An 18,494-nucleotide genomic window follows, 5' to 3' on the forward strand; every position below is an offset into this window, starting at 1 on the left:
TAATAAAGATGCGCGGTTAATGCAGGTTCAGTTTTCAAAAATGCACGGTCTGGGGAACGACTTCATGGTGATTGATAATGTCACCCAGAACGTCTTTTTCTCGAAAGACAAAATACAGCAGTTAGCAAATCGAAACTTCGGTATAGGTTTCGATCAATTGCTTATGGTTGAACCGCCTTACGATCCTGAACAAGATTTTCACTATCGCATTTTTAACGCTGATGGCTCGGAAGTAGAACAGTGTGGTAACGGTGCGCGCTGCTTTGCGCGTTTCGTAAAGCAAAAAGGCTTAATTAACCGCAATAAAATAGTGGTGAGCACCAAAGCCGGAAAAATGGTGTTGTACTTGGAGAAAGACGGCCAAGTTACCGTGAATATGGGCAAGCCTGAATTCGAACCGGCTAAAATTCCACTTAAAGCGAACAAGCAAGAGAACACCTATATATTACGGGTAAACGATAAAACTTTGTTTTACGGTGCCGTATCTATGGGTAACCCGCATTGCGTCATGGAAGTGGAAGATGTAGATACCGCTCCCGTTAAAGAAATAGGTCCACTCGTTGAACGCAACGAACGCTTTCCAGAAGGCGTGAATGTGGGCTTTATGCAAATTATTAATGAATCGCACATTCGATTGCGCGTATTTGAACGTGGCTCGGGTGAAACCTTGGCATGTGGCAGCGGTGCATGCGCAGCTGTTGCAATCGGTCAGATTCAAGGTAAATTAAGCAAAGATGTTCGGGTAGATTTGCCCGGAGGCAGTTTACGGATCCGTTGGCCAGGCCCAGATAATGTATTAAAGATGACAGGGCCCGCCGACCATGTGTACGACGGACATATAAATTTATGAGTGATTTATCAGGACAAGCTAGCGCATCGTCGGTAGTAGAAGTGTTTTCAGGCGACAGCGATGTTTCCTCAGAGCAGGTTCGCGCTTTTTTGTTAGAAAACCCTGATTTTTTCGCTCAACATCCCGAACTACTCGAAAAACTCAAAATTCCTCATTCGCACAAGGGCAGCGTCTCGCTAGTTGAAATTCAAAGTGAGCAGTTACGCAAAAAAGTTCGCCAGTTGAATTATAAGCTTACGCAACTGGTGAGCATTGCCAAGCAAAACGAAAAAATTTACCGCGTGTACACCGACCTAAACGTACAACTGCTGCGTTGCGAAAGTGTGGCAGAAGTTCAGTTTACCCTTGAAGACGTATTGCAAGAACGCTTGCAGTTATCTTCTGCAGTGATAAAAAGCTTCAAAGGCCCCCACGCCATACCTGAATTACAACGCAGGCTATTTACCGAAAAGCGCTTTAAGACGTCGAACTTCTTTTTCGGGCGATTATCGCAGCACGAACGTCAGTTATTGTTTGGTGATAGCAGCGCAGAATCTGTTGCCCTCATGCTATTGGGCGACAACCAAGAGATTGGTATTTTGGGTATCAGCAGCAGTGATGCAAGCCATTTCACACCTGATATGGATACTTTGTTGTTACAACAGTTGCAGCAGGTGCTTAATATTATATTGCCTGAGATGATGGGGTACTAGTTTTCGTGACAGCGGAAACCGCCCTTAGCGAACCCTGTCATCTGTGGCTTGAAAAATTCCTGCTTCACCTACAAGTCGAACGCGGTTTATCGCCGCTTACTATTAGTAACTACCGTAGACAACTCACCAGTATTGCTATCACTTTAGGGCTTTATGAGTGGTCGGGTATGACGCCCTCTGATGTAAAACGTGTAATGGCCGCAGCAAAAATGGACGGGCATAAACCCCGTAGCATAGCATTGCGCCTGTCTGCTTTACGTACCTTTTGCCAATACCTGATTGATAACGAGCAGCTCTTCAGTAACCCCGTGGAAGGCATTCAAGCACCTAAACAAGGTAAGCCATTACCTAAACAGCTTAGTGTTGATGAAATGCAGCAGTTGTTGGCAAATGAACAAACCGTTAGCGGCGATATCGATGAAGGCATTATTTGTCGTGATGTAGCCATGTTTGAATTGCTCTATGGCTGCGGACTACGATTAAGTGAACTAACCGGCTTAAACTTAAGTGACTATCCTAAAGATGGCACTATTAAAGTGACCGGTAAGGGCAGTAAACAACGGATTTTGCCCCTAGGCCGACAAGCGCAAAAGGCGCTCCATGCTTGGCTTAAAGTTCGCCCTGCTTATGCGTCTCCCTATGAACCCGCTATTTTTGTTAGCAAACGCAAAACGCGCATATCAAATCGCCAAGTGGCCAATCGGCTTAATCAAATGGCTGAATTGCAAAGCCTGAGTCAAAAAGTTAGCCCCCATAAACTGCGCCATTCTTTCGCCACCCACGTATTAGAGTCGAGCGGCGATTTACGTGCGGTGCAGGAATTACTCGGCCATGCCAATCTATCAACCACGCAAGTGTACACTCATTTAGATTTTCAGCATTTAGCCAAGGTTTATGATGCCGCGCACCCCAGAGCACACAAAAAATAATCATAATTTGAAAATAGGCCTTTAACTATTATGCAGTTCTTCAGAGCTATTAGTTCCGTGAAGGCAATGACCTTCGATCTTGACGACACCTTATACAACAACGAACCTATTATTCGCCAAGCAGAAGCGGCCTTAAATGCGCATTTAAAGCAGCATCACCCTAAAACGGCTGCCTTACCCCCTTCTCACTGGCAGCAACTAAAGCGCGACGCCATTGTAGCCAATCCTACTTATTCATCTGATATGGGAAAGTTGCGTTTAGCAGTGTTAAATGCGGCATTGATTCACGATATTCCAACCCACGACAGCCATGCATTAGAGGCTGCTGTGCAAGCATGTTTCGACTGTTTTTACCATGCCAGAAGCGAGTTTGAGTTGGCTGATGATGTGCATAAAACCTTATCGATTTTAAGTGAAAATATGACTCTAGTGGGTATTACTAACGGCAATGTAAATGCCGACCAAATAGGCATTACGCCCTATTTCGATACTATTTTACATGCCAGCACTAGCCGCCCTATGAAGCCTTCACGGGCTATGTTTGATGAAGCAGCAAGCTTTATAGGAGAAGCGCCTAAACACATACTCCACGTGGGCGATAACATTATTAAAGATGTGTATGGGGCAATAAATGCAGGGTTTCAGTCAGCGTGGTTTGCATGCAATCGAGAAATGCATCTACCCCGAGAGAGAGCGTCTGTACTCCCTCACGTGGCACTAGATTCGTTAGACGAATTAGCTTACTTCTTATAAATAATGCAGTAAGTAGCGCTGGCTCTTTTGCTATGTAATCTTAAAGTACTAGCACTTAAGGCTTTTGCGAATAAGGCTGGTTGTCTTCCAATACGTTTTGACGCATAGAATCGCAAGGGCGCTGGCATACCGGGCGCCCAACTACTTTTGCAGGTACACCCACTACAGTAACGTGAGGTGGAACGTTGTCTAGCACAACACTACCCGCGCCCACTTTAGACCCTTCGCCAATTTCAATATTGCCAAGAATTTTAGCACCCGCGCCAACTAACACGCCTTGGCGAATTTTAGGGTGACGGTCACCCGACTCGTTACCGGTTCCGCCAAGGGTTACGCTTTGCAAAATAGACACGTTGTCTTCTATAACAGCAGTTTCACCCACTACAATACCGGTGGCGTGATCGAACATCACGCCTTTGCCTATTTTAGCGGCAGGGTGAATATCTACGCCGAAGGTAGCCGAATTACGGCTTTGTAAGAACAAGGCGAGTTGATGTCTACCATGCAACCACAAGTAGTGCGCCATACGATGAACTTGCACGGCATGAAAGCCTTTAAAGTGCAGCAATGGCACTAAGAAGTCATCTACTGCCGCGTCTCGAGCACGAATCGCGTTAATATCTGCCATTGCCGACTCACTAATCGACGGCTCTAACAAGTAGGCCTCATCGAACACTTCACGAATGGCAATAGCTGGCATCACTTCATCAGCCATTTTGCTTGATAGTATAAAGCTTAACGACGACTCAAAATTATGATGGGCTGAAATACAGGCGTGAACATAGCTTGCTAATAGCGGCTCGCTTTCTGCCACAGTTTGCGCTTCTTTTTTTAACGATAACCAAAAGTCAGTCGATGGAGAGAGTGCGTGCATGAGGCAGTTCCTGTAAAAGTAAAGTTCAAACCCCGTTTGAAAACGGGTAAACGGCGCAAGATGGTAAAAGGCCTAGATTCTCGTAGGCAGCTTAATGGCTCGAAGTGTACATGAGCCATACTAAAAACAACACCTATAGACTACGCTTCAAGCGTGAAAATTGTTCAACTTATCGATAACCCGCCTTTGAATACAGCCGGTATCACCTAAACAGGGCAAAATTCATCGCAAAAGTTACCCCCTAGCCGCTAAGCTTCATCAAACAAGCCTGTATAAATTCACAGTCAGCTGGCATAATGTTGCAGCATTGAAACTAGACAAATTAGGTTGACCATATTATGGATGTATCCCGACTGCTTGACGAGCTTAACGACAAACAACGTGAAGCGGTAGCAGCCCCTCTTTCTAACGCCCTCATATTAGCTGGCGCAGGAAGCGGTAAAACTCGGGTGTTAGTGCATCGCATAGCATGGTTAATGGAAGTGGAAAATATTGCCCCCTTTTCCATTCTGGCCGTAACCTTTACGAACAAGGCCGCCAAAGAAATGCGTGGCCGAATAGAATCGTTGATGGGCCGTGGCCTTAATAGCATGTGGATTGGTACTTTCCACGGATTAGCCCACAGGCTGCTTCGCGCCCACCATGCAGAAGCTAATTTGCCTGAAAACTTCCAAATTCTTGATTCAGACGACCAATACCGTTTAATCAAACGTATCTTAAAAGCCATGAATTTAGACGAAAAGCACTGGGTGCCCCGTCAAATTCAGTGGTATATCAACGGTAATAAAGACGAAGGTTTACGTCCTCAGCATATTGAAACCCACAACGATCAAACACAACAAAAAATGCGTGAAATTTACGCCGCGTATCAAGACGCGTGCGACCGCTCAGGGCTTGTGGATTTTGCCGAGTTGTTGTTGCGTGCTCACGAGCTTTGGGCTAAAAACCCCGAAGTACTCGCCAACTACCAGCGCCGCTTCCGCGCTGTATTAGTGGACGAATTCCAAGATACCAATAACATTCAATACGCGTGGCTACGCATGTTGTGTAGCGGCAATCAAAACAACATTATGATTGTGGGCGATGACGACCAATCTATTTACGGCTGGCGAGGCGCGAATGTTGATAATATTCAGCACTTCTTAAAAGACTTTAATAACCCCACAACCATTCGATTAGAACAAAATTACCGTTCTACTGGCACCATCTTGAAAGCCGCCAATACGGTTATCGATAACAACACCGGCCGATTAGGCAAAGAGCTTTGGACAGACGGCAACGATGGCGAGCCTATTTCTGTTTATGCTGGGTTTAATGAGTTAGACGAAGCCCGCTTTATTGTGTCGAAAATTAAAGACTGGCTGAATCAAGGCAATGCGCTAAAAGACACCGCGATTTTATATCGCAATAACGCCCAGTCGCGGGTATTAGAAGAAGCCTTGCTTCACCAAGGTACACCGTACCGCATTTATGGTGGCCTTCGATTCTTTGAACGCCAAGAAATTAAAGATGCACTTGGCTACCTTCGCATGATGAATCACCCTCATGACGATGCCGCCTTTGAACGTGTGGTGAACACACCTACTCGCGGCATGGGTGAGAAAACCCTCTCACAAGTACGAGAAGCCGCCAGAACACATAATTGCTCTATGTGGCAGGCTAGCCAACTGCTTATTAACGAAAACGCACTCAAAGGCCGTGCACTTAACGCCCTTCAAAGTTTCGTGCTGTTAGTGACCGAGCTTGAACAAGCTACCGTAGACGAGCCATTAGAGAAACACGCCGATGTGGCCATTAGGCAGTCAGGTTTATACGCCATGTATCAGGCCGAACGCGGCGAAAAAGCCCAAGCGCGCTTAGAAAACTTGGAAGAATTGGTTACCGCTTGTAAACAATTTACGGTACCTGATGAAGCGGAAGAAATGACGCCACTTTCAGCCTTTTTAGCTCACGCCTCGTTAGAAGCAGGTGAAACCCAAGCAGGTACCGATCAAGACGCCGTACAGATGATGACCATTCATACTGCGAAGGGCCTAGAATTTCCTATGGTGTTTATGGCCGGTGTTGAAGAAGGTATGTTTCCAAGCCAAATGACCAATGATGAACCTGGCAGAATGGAAGAGGAACGTCGCTTATGTTACGTGGGCATGACTCGCGCCATGGAAAAGCTGTATATTACTTACGCGGAAAGCCGCCGTTTATACGGGCAAGACAAATATCACACAGCTTCTCGCTTTATTCGTGAAATTCCTGCTGACTGTGTTGAAGAAGTAAGGCTCAAGTCTACTATTTCTCGACCGATACATAACCGATTCAGCCAAGCAACATCACATGCCTCTTTTGAAGAGACCGGCTTTCAGTTGGGCCAAAAAGTGGCTCATCGCAAGTTCGGTGAAGGAATTGTATTAAACTACGAAGGCAGTGGTGAACACGCTAGGGTACAAGTTAATTTTGACGAATTTGGTACAAAATGGCTCGTTCTCGCCTATGCTAAATTGGAAAAAGCATAGTCATCTGGCAAGAAGCCTGAACCCAAGTAGAGAAATATGCCGCAAAACGTGCTGGTGATAGAAAACAGCGATAAAAACTTAGACGTTGTATCAAAACTCGTCAGAAAATCAGGGTTAACCCCTGTTGGCGCTCACTCATTAACGGAAGCGAGCGCACGTTTTGCGCTTATGATGCCAGAGAGTTTTTTGTGCGCCATTGTTGCTCATAACTTACCGGATGCCCCGAATGGCGAAGCCATCGACTTCGCTATTGACGCCTTCATTCCGGCCATCGTTACTACCGATACGTTAGAGGCGAAAACCCGAGACAAGGTCTTAGAAAAAGACGTCGTTGATTATATTCCCAAAGAAAACGCACAAAACTACGATTACTTAAGTCGGCTTCTCTTTAGATTAGAGAAAAATAAATCGACGGGCGTTGTGGTAGTGAGTACTCACCGGTCATCTAGACGAAAAATGCTATCACTACTTTATCGACACAACTTTGTGGTTTACGACTGCCCTACTGCCAGCGATGCTATGAGCATATTGGCTGAGCATGCGCATATCAGGTTGGTTATCACCGATAACGCGCTTCCAGATATGACGGGCACGCAGTTTATTTCAGGCCTGCGTAAAGCCTTTTCAAAAGAGCAGTTAGCCATTATCGGGCTAGCAAGCGACCAACGCCCGCTTATGTCTGCGCATTTCATAAAAAGCGGCGCGAACGACTTTTTGCATTTACCTTACTGTCATGAAGAGTTTTTATGCCGCGTGATGCAGAATATTGAATATATCGAAAGCGTGGAAGCCATTCGCCGCGCTGCCAATACGGATTATTTAACAGGGCTGCCTAATCGCCGTCATTTCTTTTATACCGTTACCGTGCAGTATAAGAAGCTACCTGAGCAACATACGTTAGCGCTTATCGACCTTGATCATTTTAAGCGCATTAACGATACCTACGGGCATGATGCGGGCGATCTTGTGCTCAAAGCAGTAGCTAACCTATTGCAAGTGCATTTTAACGATACGCTGGTTGCACGTTTTGGTGGGGAAGAATTTTGCGTTTACTTGCCTAAAATCGACATTTATAACGCACAAGAGCGGTTAACCAGATTCAGAATGGCATTAGAAAAATTGCCCATTCAACTGGGCGAAGACACTGTGAAGGTAACCTGCAGTATTGGCCTTTGCAATACACCGACGCAAAATATCGAAACCTTGCTAAGTAGCGCTGATAAGCTTTTATACAAAGCAAAACATGCAGGTCGTAATCAAGTTACCCTTAACAGTGAAACTCAAGAAGTTTGAGTTTCACTGGTTTCCTTCGCCGTCTGCAGCGATGCCTTTTGGGCTTTTCGCTGTTTTTTGTAGGCGATAAGAGAGTCGACACTAAATACTGCCAGTGCTAACCACACAAAGCCAAAGGTGATTAGCCTAGCTTCATCTAACGGCTCATCGTACAAGTAAACCGCCAACACAAACATGAGCGTTGGCCCTATGTATTGCAAAAAGCCTAAGGTTGAATACATGATACGCCGTGCCGCTGCGGTAAAGCATAACAAGGGGGCAGTGGTTACAATACCGGCTGCTAAAATAAGCATGTTTAAACTAGCGTCGTTATTGAAAAGGTTGCTGAATTCTGATCCAAATAGCAGCCAATAGCCTAAAGCCAAGGGTGATAGCATTAAGGTTTCGATGAAAAGGCCCGGCAAAGAATCTACCGCGACTTGCTTGCGTAAAATGCCATAAATACTAAAACTGCCCGCCAATACAAGTGCAATCCAAGGCACATGACCGTAAGAGAAAATCAAAATAGCCACGCCCACGATGGCTAATACCACCGCCACTCGCTGAAACGTTCTTAGCCTTTCACCTAGAAAAAGCCGCCCAAGAAACACGTTAATAAGCGGATTGATGTAATAACCTAAGCTTGCATCCAGTATGTGATCGTTATTCACTGCCCAGATGAACAGTAGCCAGTTGGCGCCTAATAAAATGCCAGCGACCAATAACACCTGCATCACCTTTTTGTTGCGAAAGGCAGCCATGACCTTGGGCCACTGATTTAACGCCGCAATTAACCCCACAAGCACTAATACCGACCAAATTATCCGGTGCATTAAAATTTCTGCTGCCGGCAGTACAGTAAGCTGTTTAAAGTAGATTGGCGCTATGCCCCACATAGTGTAGGCCGCAATGGCAAAAATCACTCCGACTTGGGCAGCACTGGCTTGCTGAGCGCGCATAGTTAACTATCACTTTTTAAGGCTGAAAAAAGGCGCACAGTGTTCATTACCTTGCCTAAAATAACAAGCCTATAACGCCCAGAATGGGGTATTTTTCGATAAAGTTTGTTTAGGTAAGTAACTTACTTATATTTCCAGCTACAACAGAAACAGCGTACCCAAGCCTAAGAAAGCAACAAAGCCTACAATATCAGTTACGGTGGTAAGAATAACCGAGCCAGATAACGCTGGGTCTATTTTTAATCTATCTAAAATGAAGGGGACAAACACACCAGCTAGCGCTGCAGCCACAATGTTAAAGAGGATGGCAAGACAAATCACCATACCAAGTAGCGCATCGGCAAACCAAAAATAGGCCACAATGCCTATCACCAGTGCCCATATCACGCCATTTAGCCCTCCCACTTTCAGCTCTTTCATCATAAGTGCACGTAAGTTCGCAGGCGTGACCTGGCCTAGCGCTAACCCGCGCACAATTAGGGTAAGGGTTTGGCTACCGGCTATACCGCCCATACTGGCAACGACGGGCATAAGTACCGCAAGCGCAACAACTTGTTGCAATGTGGCTTCAAACAACCCAATAAACCAAGATGCTAAAAACGCCGTTAGCAAGTTGATACCCAGCCATAACGCACGGTTTCGCGCACTCTTTGCTACAGGCGAGAATAAATCTTCGTCTTCATCCATACCCGCCGAGGCCATCACTTGACGTTCGTAAGATTCATTCATTAATTCACTGGCCGATGCAATGTCTAATCTGCCAATCAGCTTGTTCGATTCATCCACCACAGGTAATGAGGATAGACCTGAGCGCTGCACCTGTAATGATGCTGCGGTAGACTCGTCGGTGCCTACTAGCATAGTGACATTTTCTTCGGCCATGCTAATTAGTGAGCTGTGTTCCTGCGCTGAAAAAAGACGATGAATCTTCACCAGTGCAGTGAATTGTCCCGAACGATTCACTAAGTAAATGCTATCGCAATGCTGAGGTATGTCTCGTCGTAAAAGGCGTAAGCCTTCTTTGACTTTTGCATTGGCCGGGAGTACAAGCAATTCATGACTAACCCAGTGACCTACTTGTTCATCGGGGAACTGAGTTGCTTCGCGGAAATACTTACGCTCTTGGCTATCAAGTGCTTCGTACGCGACATCAACTAAGCGTGTGGGTAATGAGTCGAGGAGTTCAAGTAAGTCTTCTGCGTCTATATCTGCGAAAATTGACGCCCACTCGTTATGGGGGGTGGCGTCGATGAGAATTTCACGAGGGTCGCTTCGCATTTCCACCAGCACGCTAAGCTTGCGGTCACGTGGAATGCCTTCCCAAACGACAAGACGTCGCTCTAGGGGTAACGATTCTAATAAGGAGGCAATGTAGACAGTATCCTGCCCACTTAATGCGGTAAGAATAGACGCTGGGTCATCACCCATACCATCTGTTACAAACTCTTCGATAAGATCGGGTAATGGCTCCGCCACTCAACACCTCCAAAATACGTTTTCTACCGGCTACCCCAACATATAGGTACCCGTACCAAAGGCAATATGATCGCCTTTTTCATTGTGAAGCTCCATCCTACAAACCGCCAGCTTGGCACCACCGCGAATTACCTTGGCCGTAGCGATGAATTGCTCACCACGACCTGGCCGTAAATAATCAACGCGCATATCTACGGTGCCCATTTTCGGTAAACGGGTTTGCAAGCTTGCTAGGTCGGCATCGTTAGTTCGTTTAATCGCTTCAATAATAGCGACCAAGCCGCCTATGGTATCTAGCATAGTGGCTGTTACGCCGCCATGAAGAATTTTTTGCAGTGGATTTCCGGTTAAGGCTTCACGCCAAGAAACATGAAGTTCTATGCTGTCACTTTCTAACCCTTCATTCGAGCGAATGAACTCTAGCCCTAATAACTGGTTAAACGGCATAGTATCACGAAATAAACTAATAACATGTGCAATCATATCGTTGCGGCTAGGCATATTTTTATTGTCTGAAATGCGCATATTGCATCCTTTCTTATGAGTAGCATTACTTCGACGTTAGCCTACTTTAAAGGGCTGCACTGTTTTTATTTGTTATACCTTTTCATATGACTTCTGAATTTTAGTCCAGTTTTTGCGTTTGTTTCGTGAAGAACGATGGAAAAACGCGTAAAATCCCCCGCCATGACTACTGTAATTGCCGACACCACTATTAGTTCTCCCGTTTGTGATGCGCTAACCCCTGAAAACGTTTTAAAAAATGTGTTTGGGTACGACGAATTTCGCGATGGACAAGGAGACGTCATCCACCATGTGTGCAAAGGTGGAGATGCACTTGTTTTGCTACCTACCGGTGGTGGAAAATCAATGTGCTACCAAATACCAGCGCTGATCCGCCCGGGTACCGGTATTGTGGTGTCGCCGCTTATCTCGTTAATGCAAGATCAAGTAGAACAGTTAAAGGCCTTAGGGGTAAAAGCCGCTTACCTGAATTCAACACTTAGTCAGGAAGAGCAAGCCAACATTTCCGAGCGACTGGTATCTAACCAGTTAGACTTGCTGTATGTATCTCCTGAACGCTTGCTTCAATTTGGCTTTCAGCAAACTCTTCGTACTACTGATGTCGCCTTGTTTGCTATCGATGAAGCGCACTGCGTGTCCCATTGGGGGCACGATTTTAGGCACGACTACCGTGCCCTCGGCCAGATTAAAGCCCGCTTTCCTGATATTCCTGTTATTGGGTTAACGGCTACAGCTGACATCGCCACGCAAGGTGATATTCTCACCCAATTACAACTTAATGAACCCTTGGTTTATAAAGGCAGTTTCGATAGACCGAATATTCGCTATCGGGTGATGTCAAAGTACAAAGCCTTTGAACAAGTCGTTACCTACGTTAAACAACAAGAAGGCAGCGGGATTATTTATTGTAATAGTCGCGCCAAAGTAGACGACTTACATGCCAAGCTATTCAAGCAAGGTTTTCGCTGCGCGGCTTATCATGCGGGTATGGATGCCGATGAACGAGAACTCGTACAGCGCCAATTTTTGAACGATAAAATTGATATTGTGGTGGCCACCGTCGCCTTCGGCATGGGTATTAATAAGTCGAACGTGCGTTACGTTGTGCACCACGATGTACCTCGAAGCGTTGAAAGCTACTATCAAGAAACAGGGCGCGCAGGACGAGATGGCCTTGAATCAGAAGCCATGCTACTGTTCGACGAAAAAGATGCAGCGCGGGTACGTCAATGGATAGAACAAGGTGAGCAGGCCGATAGAAATGCCATCGAACTTCAAAAGTTTGCGGCCATGGAAGCATTTTCTGAAGCGCAAACTTGCCGTCGACAAGTACTGCTTAACTACTTTTCTCAGTTTAGTGATAGCGCGTGTGGCAACTGTGATATTTGTTTAGATCCACCCACCATGATTGACGGCTTGGTCATTAGCCAAAAAGTGCTTTCTTGTATTCTTAGGCTTTCGCAGCAAGCATCTACGCAGTATCTTATTGATGTACTGCGCGGCAAACAACTAAAGCGCTTGCAAGAAGCCGGGCACCACCAGCTTTCAACGTATGGCATTGGTAAAGACAAGTCAGACAGCTACTGGCACAACATGATTAACCAGCTTATTCATAAGGGGTTAATTAGGGTAGATATTACCGCTAACGCAGCGCTTCGGTTAACCGAAGCGGCACGCCCGGTGTTGAAGGGTGAAGTGGCGGTACAACTCGCGGTACCTAGATTAGAATTCAAACCAGATAAAAAGGCCAAACAAGCACCGGCTAACTACGACCGCACTTTATTTATGCGCTTGAAGCACTTACGTAAAGTACTAGCAGAGGAAAACGAAGTGCCGCCGTATGTGGTATTCAGTGATGCTACGCTGGTAGACATGGCCGCTAAGCTACCGACCACCCGCGACACTATGCTAGATGTCAGCGGCGTAGGCCAAACCAAACTATCCCGCTATGGCGACGCCTTTATGCAGCTGATAAACGATTACATTCATCGCGAGCAGTAGCGGCAGTACTTGATTAGCTCTAGCGTGTCGCATTAGGCATATGCGTACTCGCCGCCTTTTTCTAGCGCTTGCTTATACGCAGGCCGTGCATGTACCCGTTTCACGTATTCCCGAATAGCAGGGAAATCTTTGGCATTCCCACTTGCCACTAATGACTCTAGTGGGAATATCATTTGTACATCAGCACCCGTTGGTTGTTCACCCGCAAACCACGTGTGATGAGCAAGGTAAGACTCTACGTAGCGCAAGCTCTGGGCTAAGTTCGGCCCATAATAGGCATTCAAAATACCATCAATTAACTTGTTCGTGATGGGTTTAATAAAGAAAGGCTTAGCACCTTTTTGACGGGCTTTTTCCAGCACTAATCTGGCTACCAAGGGTGGCATTAGCGAGCCTTCAGCAAAATGTAACCAAAATAAATACTGCTGCAGATTTTCACCACTCTCAGGAGAGGTAAAGCTTGTTTGCCCGTATTTGCGTACTAAATACTCAACAATAGCACCGGACTCAGCAATAGCACCATCTGGGGTAGTCAGTACAGGCGAGCGACCTAATGGATGAACTGCTCGCAACGAATCTGGTGCAAGATTAGTGGTGCTATCTCGCTGATAGTGTTCAATATTGTAATCAACGCCTAGCTCTTCCAATAGCCATAAAATACGTTGAGATCGAGAATTATTTAAGTGATGTAACGTGAGCATAATGCTTCCTTTAGACCCAAATAAGGCCGTTTTTTATTATTGCTGGCTTGCGTCTTTTATACACCCTTTGTAGAGGGGAAGTTTAATTTTAATCTGTGATAAGTTGCACTGTGTCTCACTGATGTAAATGACACTTTTATTAGCCCTCACATTTTGCTACTTTCCGCCCTATAGATTGTGACACGCTATCGGGAAACAAGTAACAAATGGGTTTATTAAATCGTTATGCTGAAACCCTATCGGAACTGGGTAGTTTTGTACTTCCAGCCCCGCTTAAAGACATGCGAGTTGGCTTGTTTAACACTACGCTAGCTAAGGAGCTTGCGCTTCCAGAGCCCTTGATGCAGTCTCAAAGCCTGCTTGATTGGCTACACTCCCCTGTTACGCCCCTTACACAACGGGCATTTGCGCAAAAATACGGTGGTCATCAGTTTGGTCAATGGAACCCTGAATTAGGCGATGGACGAGGGCTACTTTTAGCCGAAGTTATCGATTTAAACGCGCAGCCCCAAGATCTTCACTTAAAAGGAGCAGGCCCGACGCCCTACTCTAGGCACGCTGATGGGCGAGCCGTACTGCGTTCTACCCTAAGAGAATATATTGGCGCTGAGGCACTGCATTATTTAGGTATTCCTTCTAGCCGTTCGCTGTGTCTTTTTACCAGTGCTGATACCATATACCGAGAACGCGCCGAAACCGGTGCCATGATGATAAGAACAGCCCCTAGTCATATACGCTTTGGTCACTTTGAATATTATTTTTATGCTAGCCAAACTGATAAGCTACAACGCTTGCTCGATTTTACCATTGAGCATCATTTTGCCGAATGCAAAGAGGCGACAAACCCTTATGCAGCGTTACTAGGCGCGGTAGTAAGGCGTACCGCTAGATTGGTCGCGCTGTGGCAAACCCACGGTTTTGTACATGGGGTAATGAATACAGATAATATGTCTATTCATGGCATTACCTTTGATTATGGCCCATTTGCCTTTTTGGATAGCTACGAGTCTGGCGCGGTCTTTAATCACTCTGACCATCAAGGCCGTTATGCCTTTAATCAACAGCCAGGTATTGCCCTTTGGAACTTAAATGCCCTTGCCCATGCCTTTTCAGGTCATTGTTCGGTGGATGAAATAAAAGCCGCTTTATCTACCTTCGAGCCCAATTTCATTTCACAATATCAACACCTGATGCTCTCTCGTATGGGTCTTGAAACTAGTGAACAAGAGCAAAGCCTTGCGCTAATGCAGTCTTGGCTACAAATACTTGAAACCGAAAATCAAGATTACACTTACAACTTTCGTCACTTGGCATTAGCAGATGTAAGCTGTATACCGTGTCCTTTTCGCGATACATTTGTTGACAGAGAAAAACTAGATACATGGTGGGAAAGCTACCGGCAACTGCGTTTGGTAAGAGAAGATGAGCCTCAGCTATTATCGCTAAACCCGGCGGTCATACCTCGTACACATTTGCTGCAGCAGGCGATTGAATTAGCCGAAAAGGGCGACTTTTCACTTTCTGAAGCCTTGTTAGAAGCCACAAGCACACCTTTTGATACAAAATGGGATATACATCCATTTTCAAAACCACCGTCATCATCAACACACACGAGCTTGTCATGCAGCAGTTAACTATTCAAAATCTTAAAGCGTTGTCTAAAATAAATGGCCACGCTTTGTTTATCGATACCTCACTTCCTAGTACGCCTTTAAAAACTCAGCAGTGGGAGCAAACCTTCTGTTCACTTTTTAATTTAACGGCGACAAATCAAGAGTGGGGCGCCGATCGCTATCAAGTTACTTTAAGCAACGGCGGCTTCAGCTGCATGTTATTTATTGAGTGGCTCTGTGAAGCCATTTGGCTTGAACCAATAGGAAGTAGCGAAAGTGCGCAAGACCTTCATGATTATCTATTTAATGGAAAGTGAGTGAGTTTTTGTTATTTCTTTCCCCAAAATCAAAATCTTCCGTTACTATTAGTTTACTGATCTTTGAGAATTTACGTTAATAAGGTAGCTATGCCATTCACAAGAAAAGGAATGTTGGCATTCTTCATTGCTTGTATCACCTTATGTACATGGGCGTTAAGTGACGCTATCCAAAATTCAGCTGTTGCGTCAGAGCTTACCATTGACCAGTCTTTTCGTGTTGCCACTATTAACGAAAGTAGTTCTTTTTTTGTCGCACATAAATCAATGACGTACTTAGATGTACTCCACCCTTCTAGCCCCTTAACCAGCAGTATTCCGCTTAATAGAAATAATAGTCGACTCTGGATTTCCAATGAATTGACGAACGAGGGATTTAGCACTATTCCCCTAGTGCTAAATATAGACAGGCTCAATATTAACGACCTGCAAATCTACTTGCTTGATGGTAACGCCCGAATAATAAAATCTTACCGTTACCAAGCAGGTAAAGGGGATTTTTCTTTAAAAAAACCCTTCTCTGCAATTCGCTTAAACTTCTCACTCACGCCACAAGAAAATGTCAGGCTTGTTATTGGCGTGTATGACGATGGCCTTCGATACTTCCCTATTTCGCTATGGGAAAAAGAAGCGATTCAACAGTACGATGAAACCATGTTGATTCTGCTAGGTATCGTATTAGGTATGCTCACGGTATTGACTGGCTATTTCCTGTTATCGTACTTATACCAGCGAACCCCTGCCCGCTTCTGGTTGGCTGCGACTAATTTTGTTTTATTTGCGTTGTTCTTTATGGCCCAAGGTGGACTTGCGACATGGCCTTCCTTAACCAACGCAAGCGAAATAACCTTTGCTGTGCTCATTAGCCTTAGCTTTGTGACGCTCGCGAAAGTCACCCATAGTTTGTTTTCTCCCATTCCATTAGTGCTAAGAATACTTACCTTTGCATTACCTATTGGTATGGCTATCGCAGCATTGGCAACTAGTGCATACGATGCAACCCGCATTCTTTTTGCCGCCAGCCCGTTTATTGCGGCGTATCATATTGGCTTAGCCTTCATATTTAAGGATAAACAAAATTTAGCATCGAGTCGGCTATTCGCTTTTGCCTGGGTGTTCGTATTCATGCTGTATGCGGTATTTGTTAAAATCGCCTTCGACGATGCGTTTTATACCGCGCCCATTGTCATGATTATTCTAACTCTACTGACCTTGTCTTTGCTTTGCATTGGCTTTGCCGTTGAATTAAAAGAGCGGAACATGAGCAGGCTACAATTGTCTGAAAGTGAAGCTACTATTAGTAGCCTTCATCACTTTTATGATTTGTTTAGAAATTCCAGTGAAGGTCTATACACCTCAACCTTAGACGGTGAATTAAAAACGGTTAACCCTGCCATGTGTGCCCTCTTTGGCTATCCAGATGAAGCGAAAATGTTAGCCCAGGTGAAAAACACCAAGCAGTTTTACGCCAACTCAGAAGACCGCGACGTATTGGTAGGAGAGCTACTTCATAGCGGGCAGGTAGCGGCGCGGGAAATTAAAGGTATGCGCGCCAACGGCAGTGCATTTTGGTTTTCTATATCTTGCCAAGTACGAGAAAACGACAGTGGTAGCTTTTTGTATGGCTCTATTATCGACGTAACCGAGAAAAAGCAGTCAGATACTAGCCTACAATTTATGGCTACTCACGACTCGCTAACGGGGGTTTATAATAGACGACAGTTTGAAACTACGCTTACCGCTAGGCTAAGCGAAAAGTCTCCCATTCCGCCGTGCGTGCTGTATTTGGACTTAGATCGCTTTAAAATTGTTAATGATACCTCTGGTCACAAAGCCGGCGATGCCCTGATTAAAGACATTGCCCACTTGCTAGAAAAGTCACTGCCCAATGAGGCAATGCTGGCGCGTATCAGCGGCGATGAGTTTGGCGTAATATTTGAAAATCAGCCTGAAGAACAAGCTTATTTGCAGGCAACCACATTGTTAAATGCCGTTCAGGCTTTCCGCTTTTCTTGGGAAAACCGTATTTTCAGCTTAGGGGTTAGCATTGGTATGGTAGTGTGTACCGACCCAGATGCCAGTGCCGAGCAATACATTTGCATGGCTGATGCCGCCTGTTATTACGCTAAAGATCAGGGGCGTAATCAAATTCATAAGTACAGCAAAGACGATGAAAGTACGCTGCGCTACCAAAATGAGCTTGATTGGGTAAACAGCATTCATTCGGCATTATCAGAAGACAGGTTCCTACTTTACTACCAGCCGCTTAGACCATTAAGCCGACCTAATGACGGCCATTATTATGAAGTACTTCTGCGCATGAAAGAAACCGACGGTCGCATTGTTGAGCCCGCCGCATTTTTGCCTACCGCTGAACGTTTCGAGATGAACGTTAAGATAGATAAATGGGTCATTGTTAATACCTTTAGTTGGCTAAATGAGCACCCCGAGCATTTGGCTGAATTAAAGCGCTGTAGTATTAATTTAAACTGCCATTCCTTAGCCGACAGAGACTTTAAGCTCTTCGTGCTAAATGCGTTTGAACGTTACAACATTCCGTACGATAAAATTTGCTTCGAGATGATTGAGTCTGTCGCGATTATTAAAATGGAATACACCATCGACTTCATGCGTACCTTCCATCGTTTGGGCTGCTCCTTTGCATTAGACGATTTCGGCAGAGGGTTTGCGTCATACGGTTATTTGAAACATCTACCTGTAGATATTGTCAAAATTGACGGTACTTTCATTAAAGACATGCGAGCAGATCCTGTTGATGTGGCTATGGTGTCTTCCATTAAAGATGTGGCAAAAGCCTTAGGAATGCAGACCGTAGGTGAATTTGTAGAGTCTGATGCCACTATGACGCAGCTAGGTAATATGGGCATCGATTTCGCCCAAGGCTACGGTGTAGCTGAGCCCGCTCTGCTTGACGACTTCAAACCGTTATAACCTAAAACCGATTAGGCTATGGTATTGCTACACTTTAAAAGGGGTATATTGTAACATTCGCGGATTAATG

General features: G+C 45.3%; 15 protein-coding genes. 10 read left to right on the forward strand and 5 right to left on the reverse strand.

All coding sequences use genetic code 11. The features are described from left to right. Positions 1-19 precede the first annotated feature (19 nt). From dapF to R1T43_RS19640, 4 genes are read left to right on the forward strand one after another with little or no spacing between them, the layout of a single operon-like run. Positions 20-850, forward strand: coding sequence for a diaminopimelate epimerase (gene dapF / locus R1T43_RS19625; protein ID WP_013785917.1), 831 nt, complete (start codon positions 20-22; stop codon positions 848-850). Next, positions 847-1,542, forward strand: a complete 696-nt coding sequence (locus R1T43_RS19630) for a DUF484 family protein (protein ID WP_317351258.1) — start codon at positions 847-849, stop codon at positions 1,540-1,542. Before dapF ends, R1T43_RS19630 begins: the two co-directional genes overlap by 4 nt. Positions 1,543-1,547: 5 nt before the next feature. Continuing rightward, positions 1,548-2,471, forward strand: a complete 924-nt coding sequence (locus R1T43_RS19635; protein ID WP_317351260.1) for a tyrosine recombinase XerC — start codon at positions 1,548-1,550, stop codon at positions 2,469-2,471. A 30-nt stretch (positions 2,472-2,501) separates the two neighbouring features. Beyond that, the gene (locus R1T43_RS19640) at positions 2,502-3,224 is read left to right on the forward strand and encodes an HAD-IA family hydrolase (RefSeq protein WP_317351263.1); all 723 of its coding nucleotides are present in this window, start codon (positions 2,502-2,504) and stop codon (positions 3,222-3,224) included. 55 nt (positions 3,225-3,279) lie between these two features. Here R1T43_RS19640 and cysE read toward each other — a convergent pair whose 3' ends face one another. After that, complete coding sequence (cysE, locus tag R1T43_RS19645; protein ID WP_013785921.1) at positions 3,280-4,098, reverse strand: serine O-acetyltransferase; 819 nt, start codon at positions 4,096-4,098, stop codon at positions 3,280-3,282. 338 nt (positions 4,099-4,436) lie between these two features. Between cysE and uvrD the strand changes: the two genes are divergently transcribed. Further along, positions 4,437-6,608, forward strand: coding sequence for a DNA helicase II (gene uvrD, locus R1T43_RS19650; protein WP_231517504.1), 2,172 nt, complete (start codon positions 4,437-4,439; stop codon positions 6,606-6,608). A 36-nt stretch (positions 6,609-6,644) separates the two neighbouring features. Further along, positions 6,645-7,901, forward strand: coding sequence for a diguanylate cyclase (locus tag R1T43_RS19655; protein ID WP_317351269.1), 1,257 nt, complete (start codon positions 6,645-6,647; stop codon positions 7,899-7,901). On the opposite strand, the gene rarD is transcribed toward R1T43_RS19655, so the two are convergent. The 3 genes from rarD to R1T43_RS19670 all read right to left on the reverse strand — a co-directional run bounded on the left by rarD (position 7,889) and on the right by R1T43_RS19670 (position 10,840). Then, positions 7,889-8,839 (reverse strand): EamA family transporter RarD, encoded by a 951-nt coding sequence (gene rarD / locus R1T43_RS19660; RefSeq protein WP_317351271.1) that lies wholly within the window; start codon positions 8,837-8,839, stop codon positions 7,889-7,891. The genes R1T43_RS19655 and rarD overlap by 13 nt on opposite strands. Before the next feature lie 138 nt (positions 8,840-8,977). Further along, positions 8,978-10,315 (reverse strand): magnesium transporter, encoded by a 1,338-nt coding sequence (locus tag R1T43_RS19665; protein ID WP_317351273.1) that lies wholly within the window; start codon positions 10,313-10,315, stop codon positions 8,978-8,980. A 30-nt stretch (positions 10,316-10,345) separates the two neighbouring features. After that, on the reverse strand, positions 10,346-10,840 hold the full coding sequence (locus R1T43_RS19670; protein ID WP_211069139.1) for a thioesterase family protein: 495 nt from the start codon (positions 10,838-10,840) through the stop codon (positions 10,346-10,348). A 162-nt stretch (positions 10,841-11,002) separates the two neighbouring features. On the opposite strand from R1T43_RS19670, the gene recQ reads away from it, so the two are divergent. After that, positions 11,003-12,841, forward strand: coding sequence for a DNA helicase RecQ (gene recQ, locus R1T43_RS19675; RefSeq protein WP_211069298.1), 1,839 nt, complete (start codon positions 11,003-11,005; stop codon positions 12,839-12,841). A 32-nt stretch (positions 12,842-12,873) separates the two neighbouring features. On the opposite strand, the gene R1T43_RS19680 is transcribed toward recQ, so the two are convergent. Then, complete coding sequence (locus R1T43_RS19680) at positions 12,874-13,542, reverse strand: glutathione S-transferase (RefSeq protein ID WP_317351276.1); 669 nt, start codon at positions 13,540-13,542, stop codon at positions 12,874-12,876. Positions 13,543-13,748: 206 nt separating this feature from the next. Between R1T43_RS19680 and R1T43_RS19685 the strand changes: the two genes are divergently transcribed. The 3 genes from R1T43_RS19685 to R1T43_RS19695 all read left to right on the forward strand — a co-directional run bounded on the left by R1T43_RS19685 (position 13,749) and on the right by R1T43_RS19695 (position 18,424). Next, positions 13,749-15,176, forward strand: a complete 1,428-nt coding sequence (locus R1T43_RS19685) for a protein adenylyltransferase SelO (protein WP_317351277.1) — start codon at positions 13,749-13,751, stop codon at positions 15,174-15,176. Then, positions 15,164-15,472, forward strand: a complete 309-nt coding sequence (locus tag R1T43_RS19690) for a DUF3630 family protein (RefSeq protein WP_317351279.1) — start codon at positions 15,164-15,166, stop codon at positions 15,470-15,472. Before R1T43_RS19685 ends, R1T43_RS19690 begins: the two co-directional genes overlap by 13 nt. Before the next feature lie 111 nt (positions 15,473-15,583). Further along, a complete protein-coding gene (locus R1T43_RS19695) occupies positions 15,584-18,424 on the forward strand; it encodes an EAL domain-containing protein (RefSeq protein WP_317351280.1) in 2,841 nt (946 codons plus the stop codon). Positions 18,425-18,494 lie beyond the last annotated feature (70 nt).

The sequence above is a fragment of the Alteromonas sp. CI.11.F.A3 genome (assembly GCF_032925565.1).
Classification (GTDB): Bacteria; Pseudomonadota; Gammaproteobacteria; order Enterobacterales; family Alteromonadaceae; genus Alteromonas.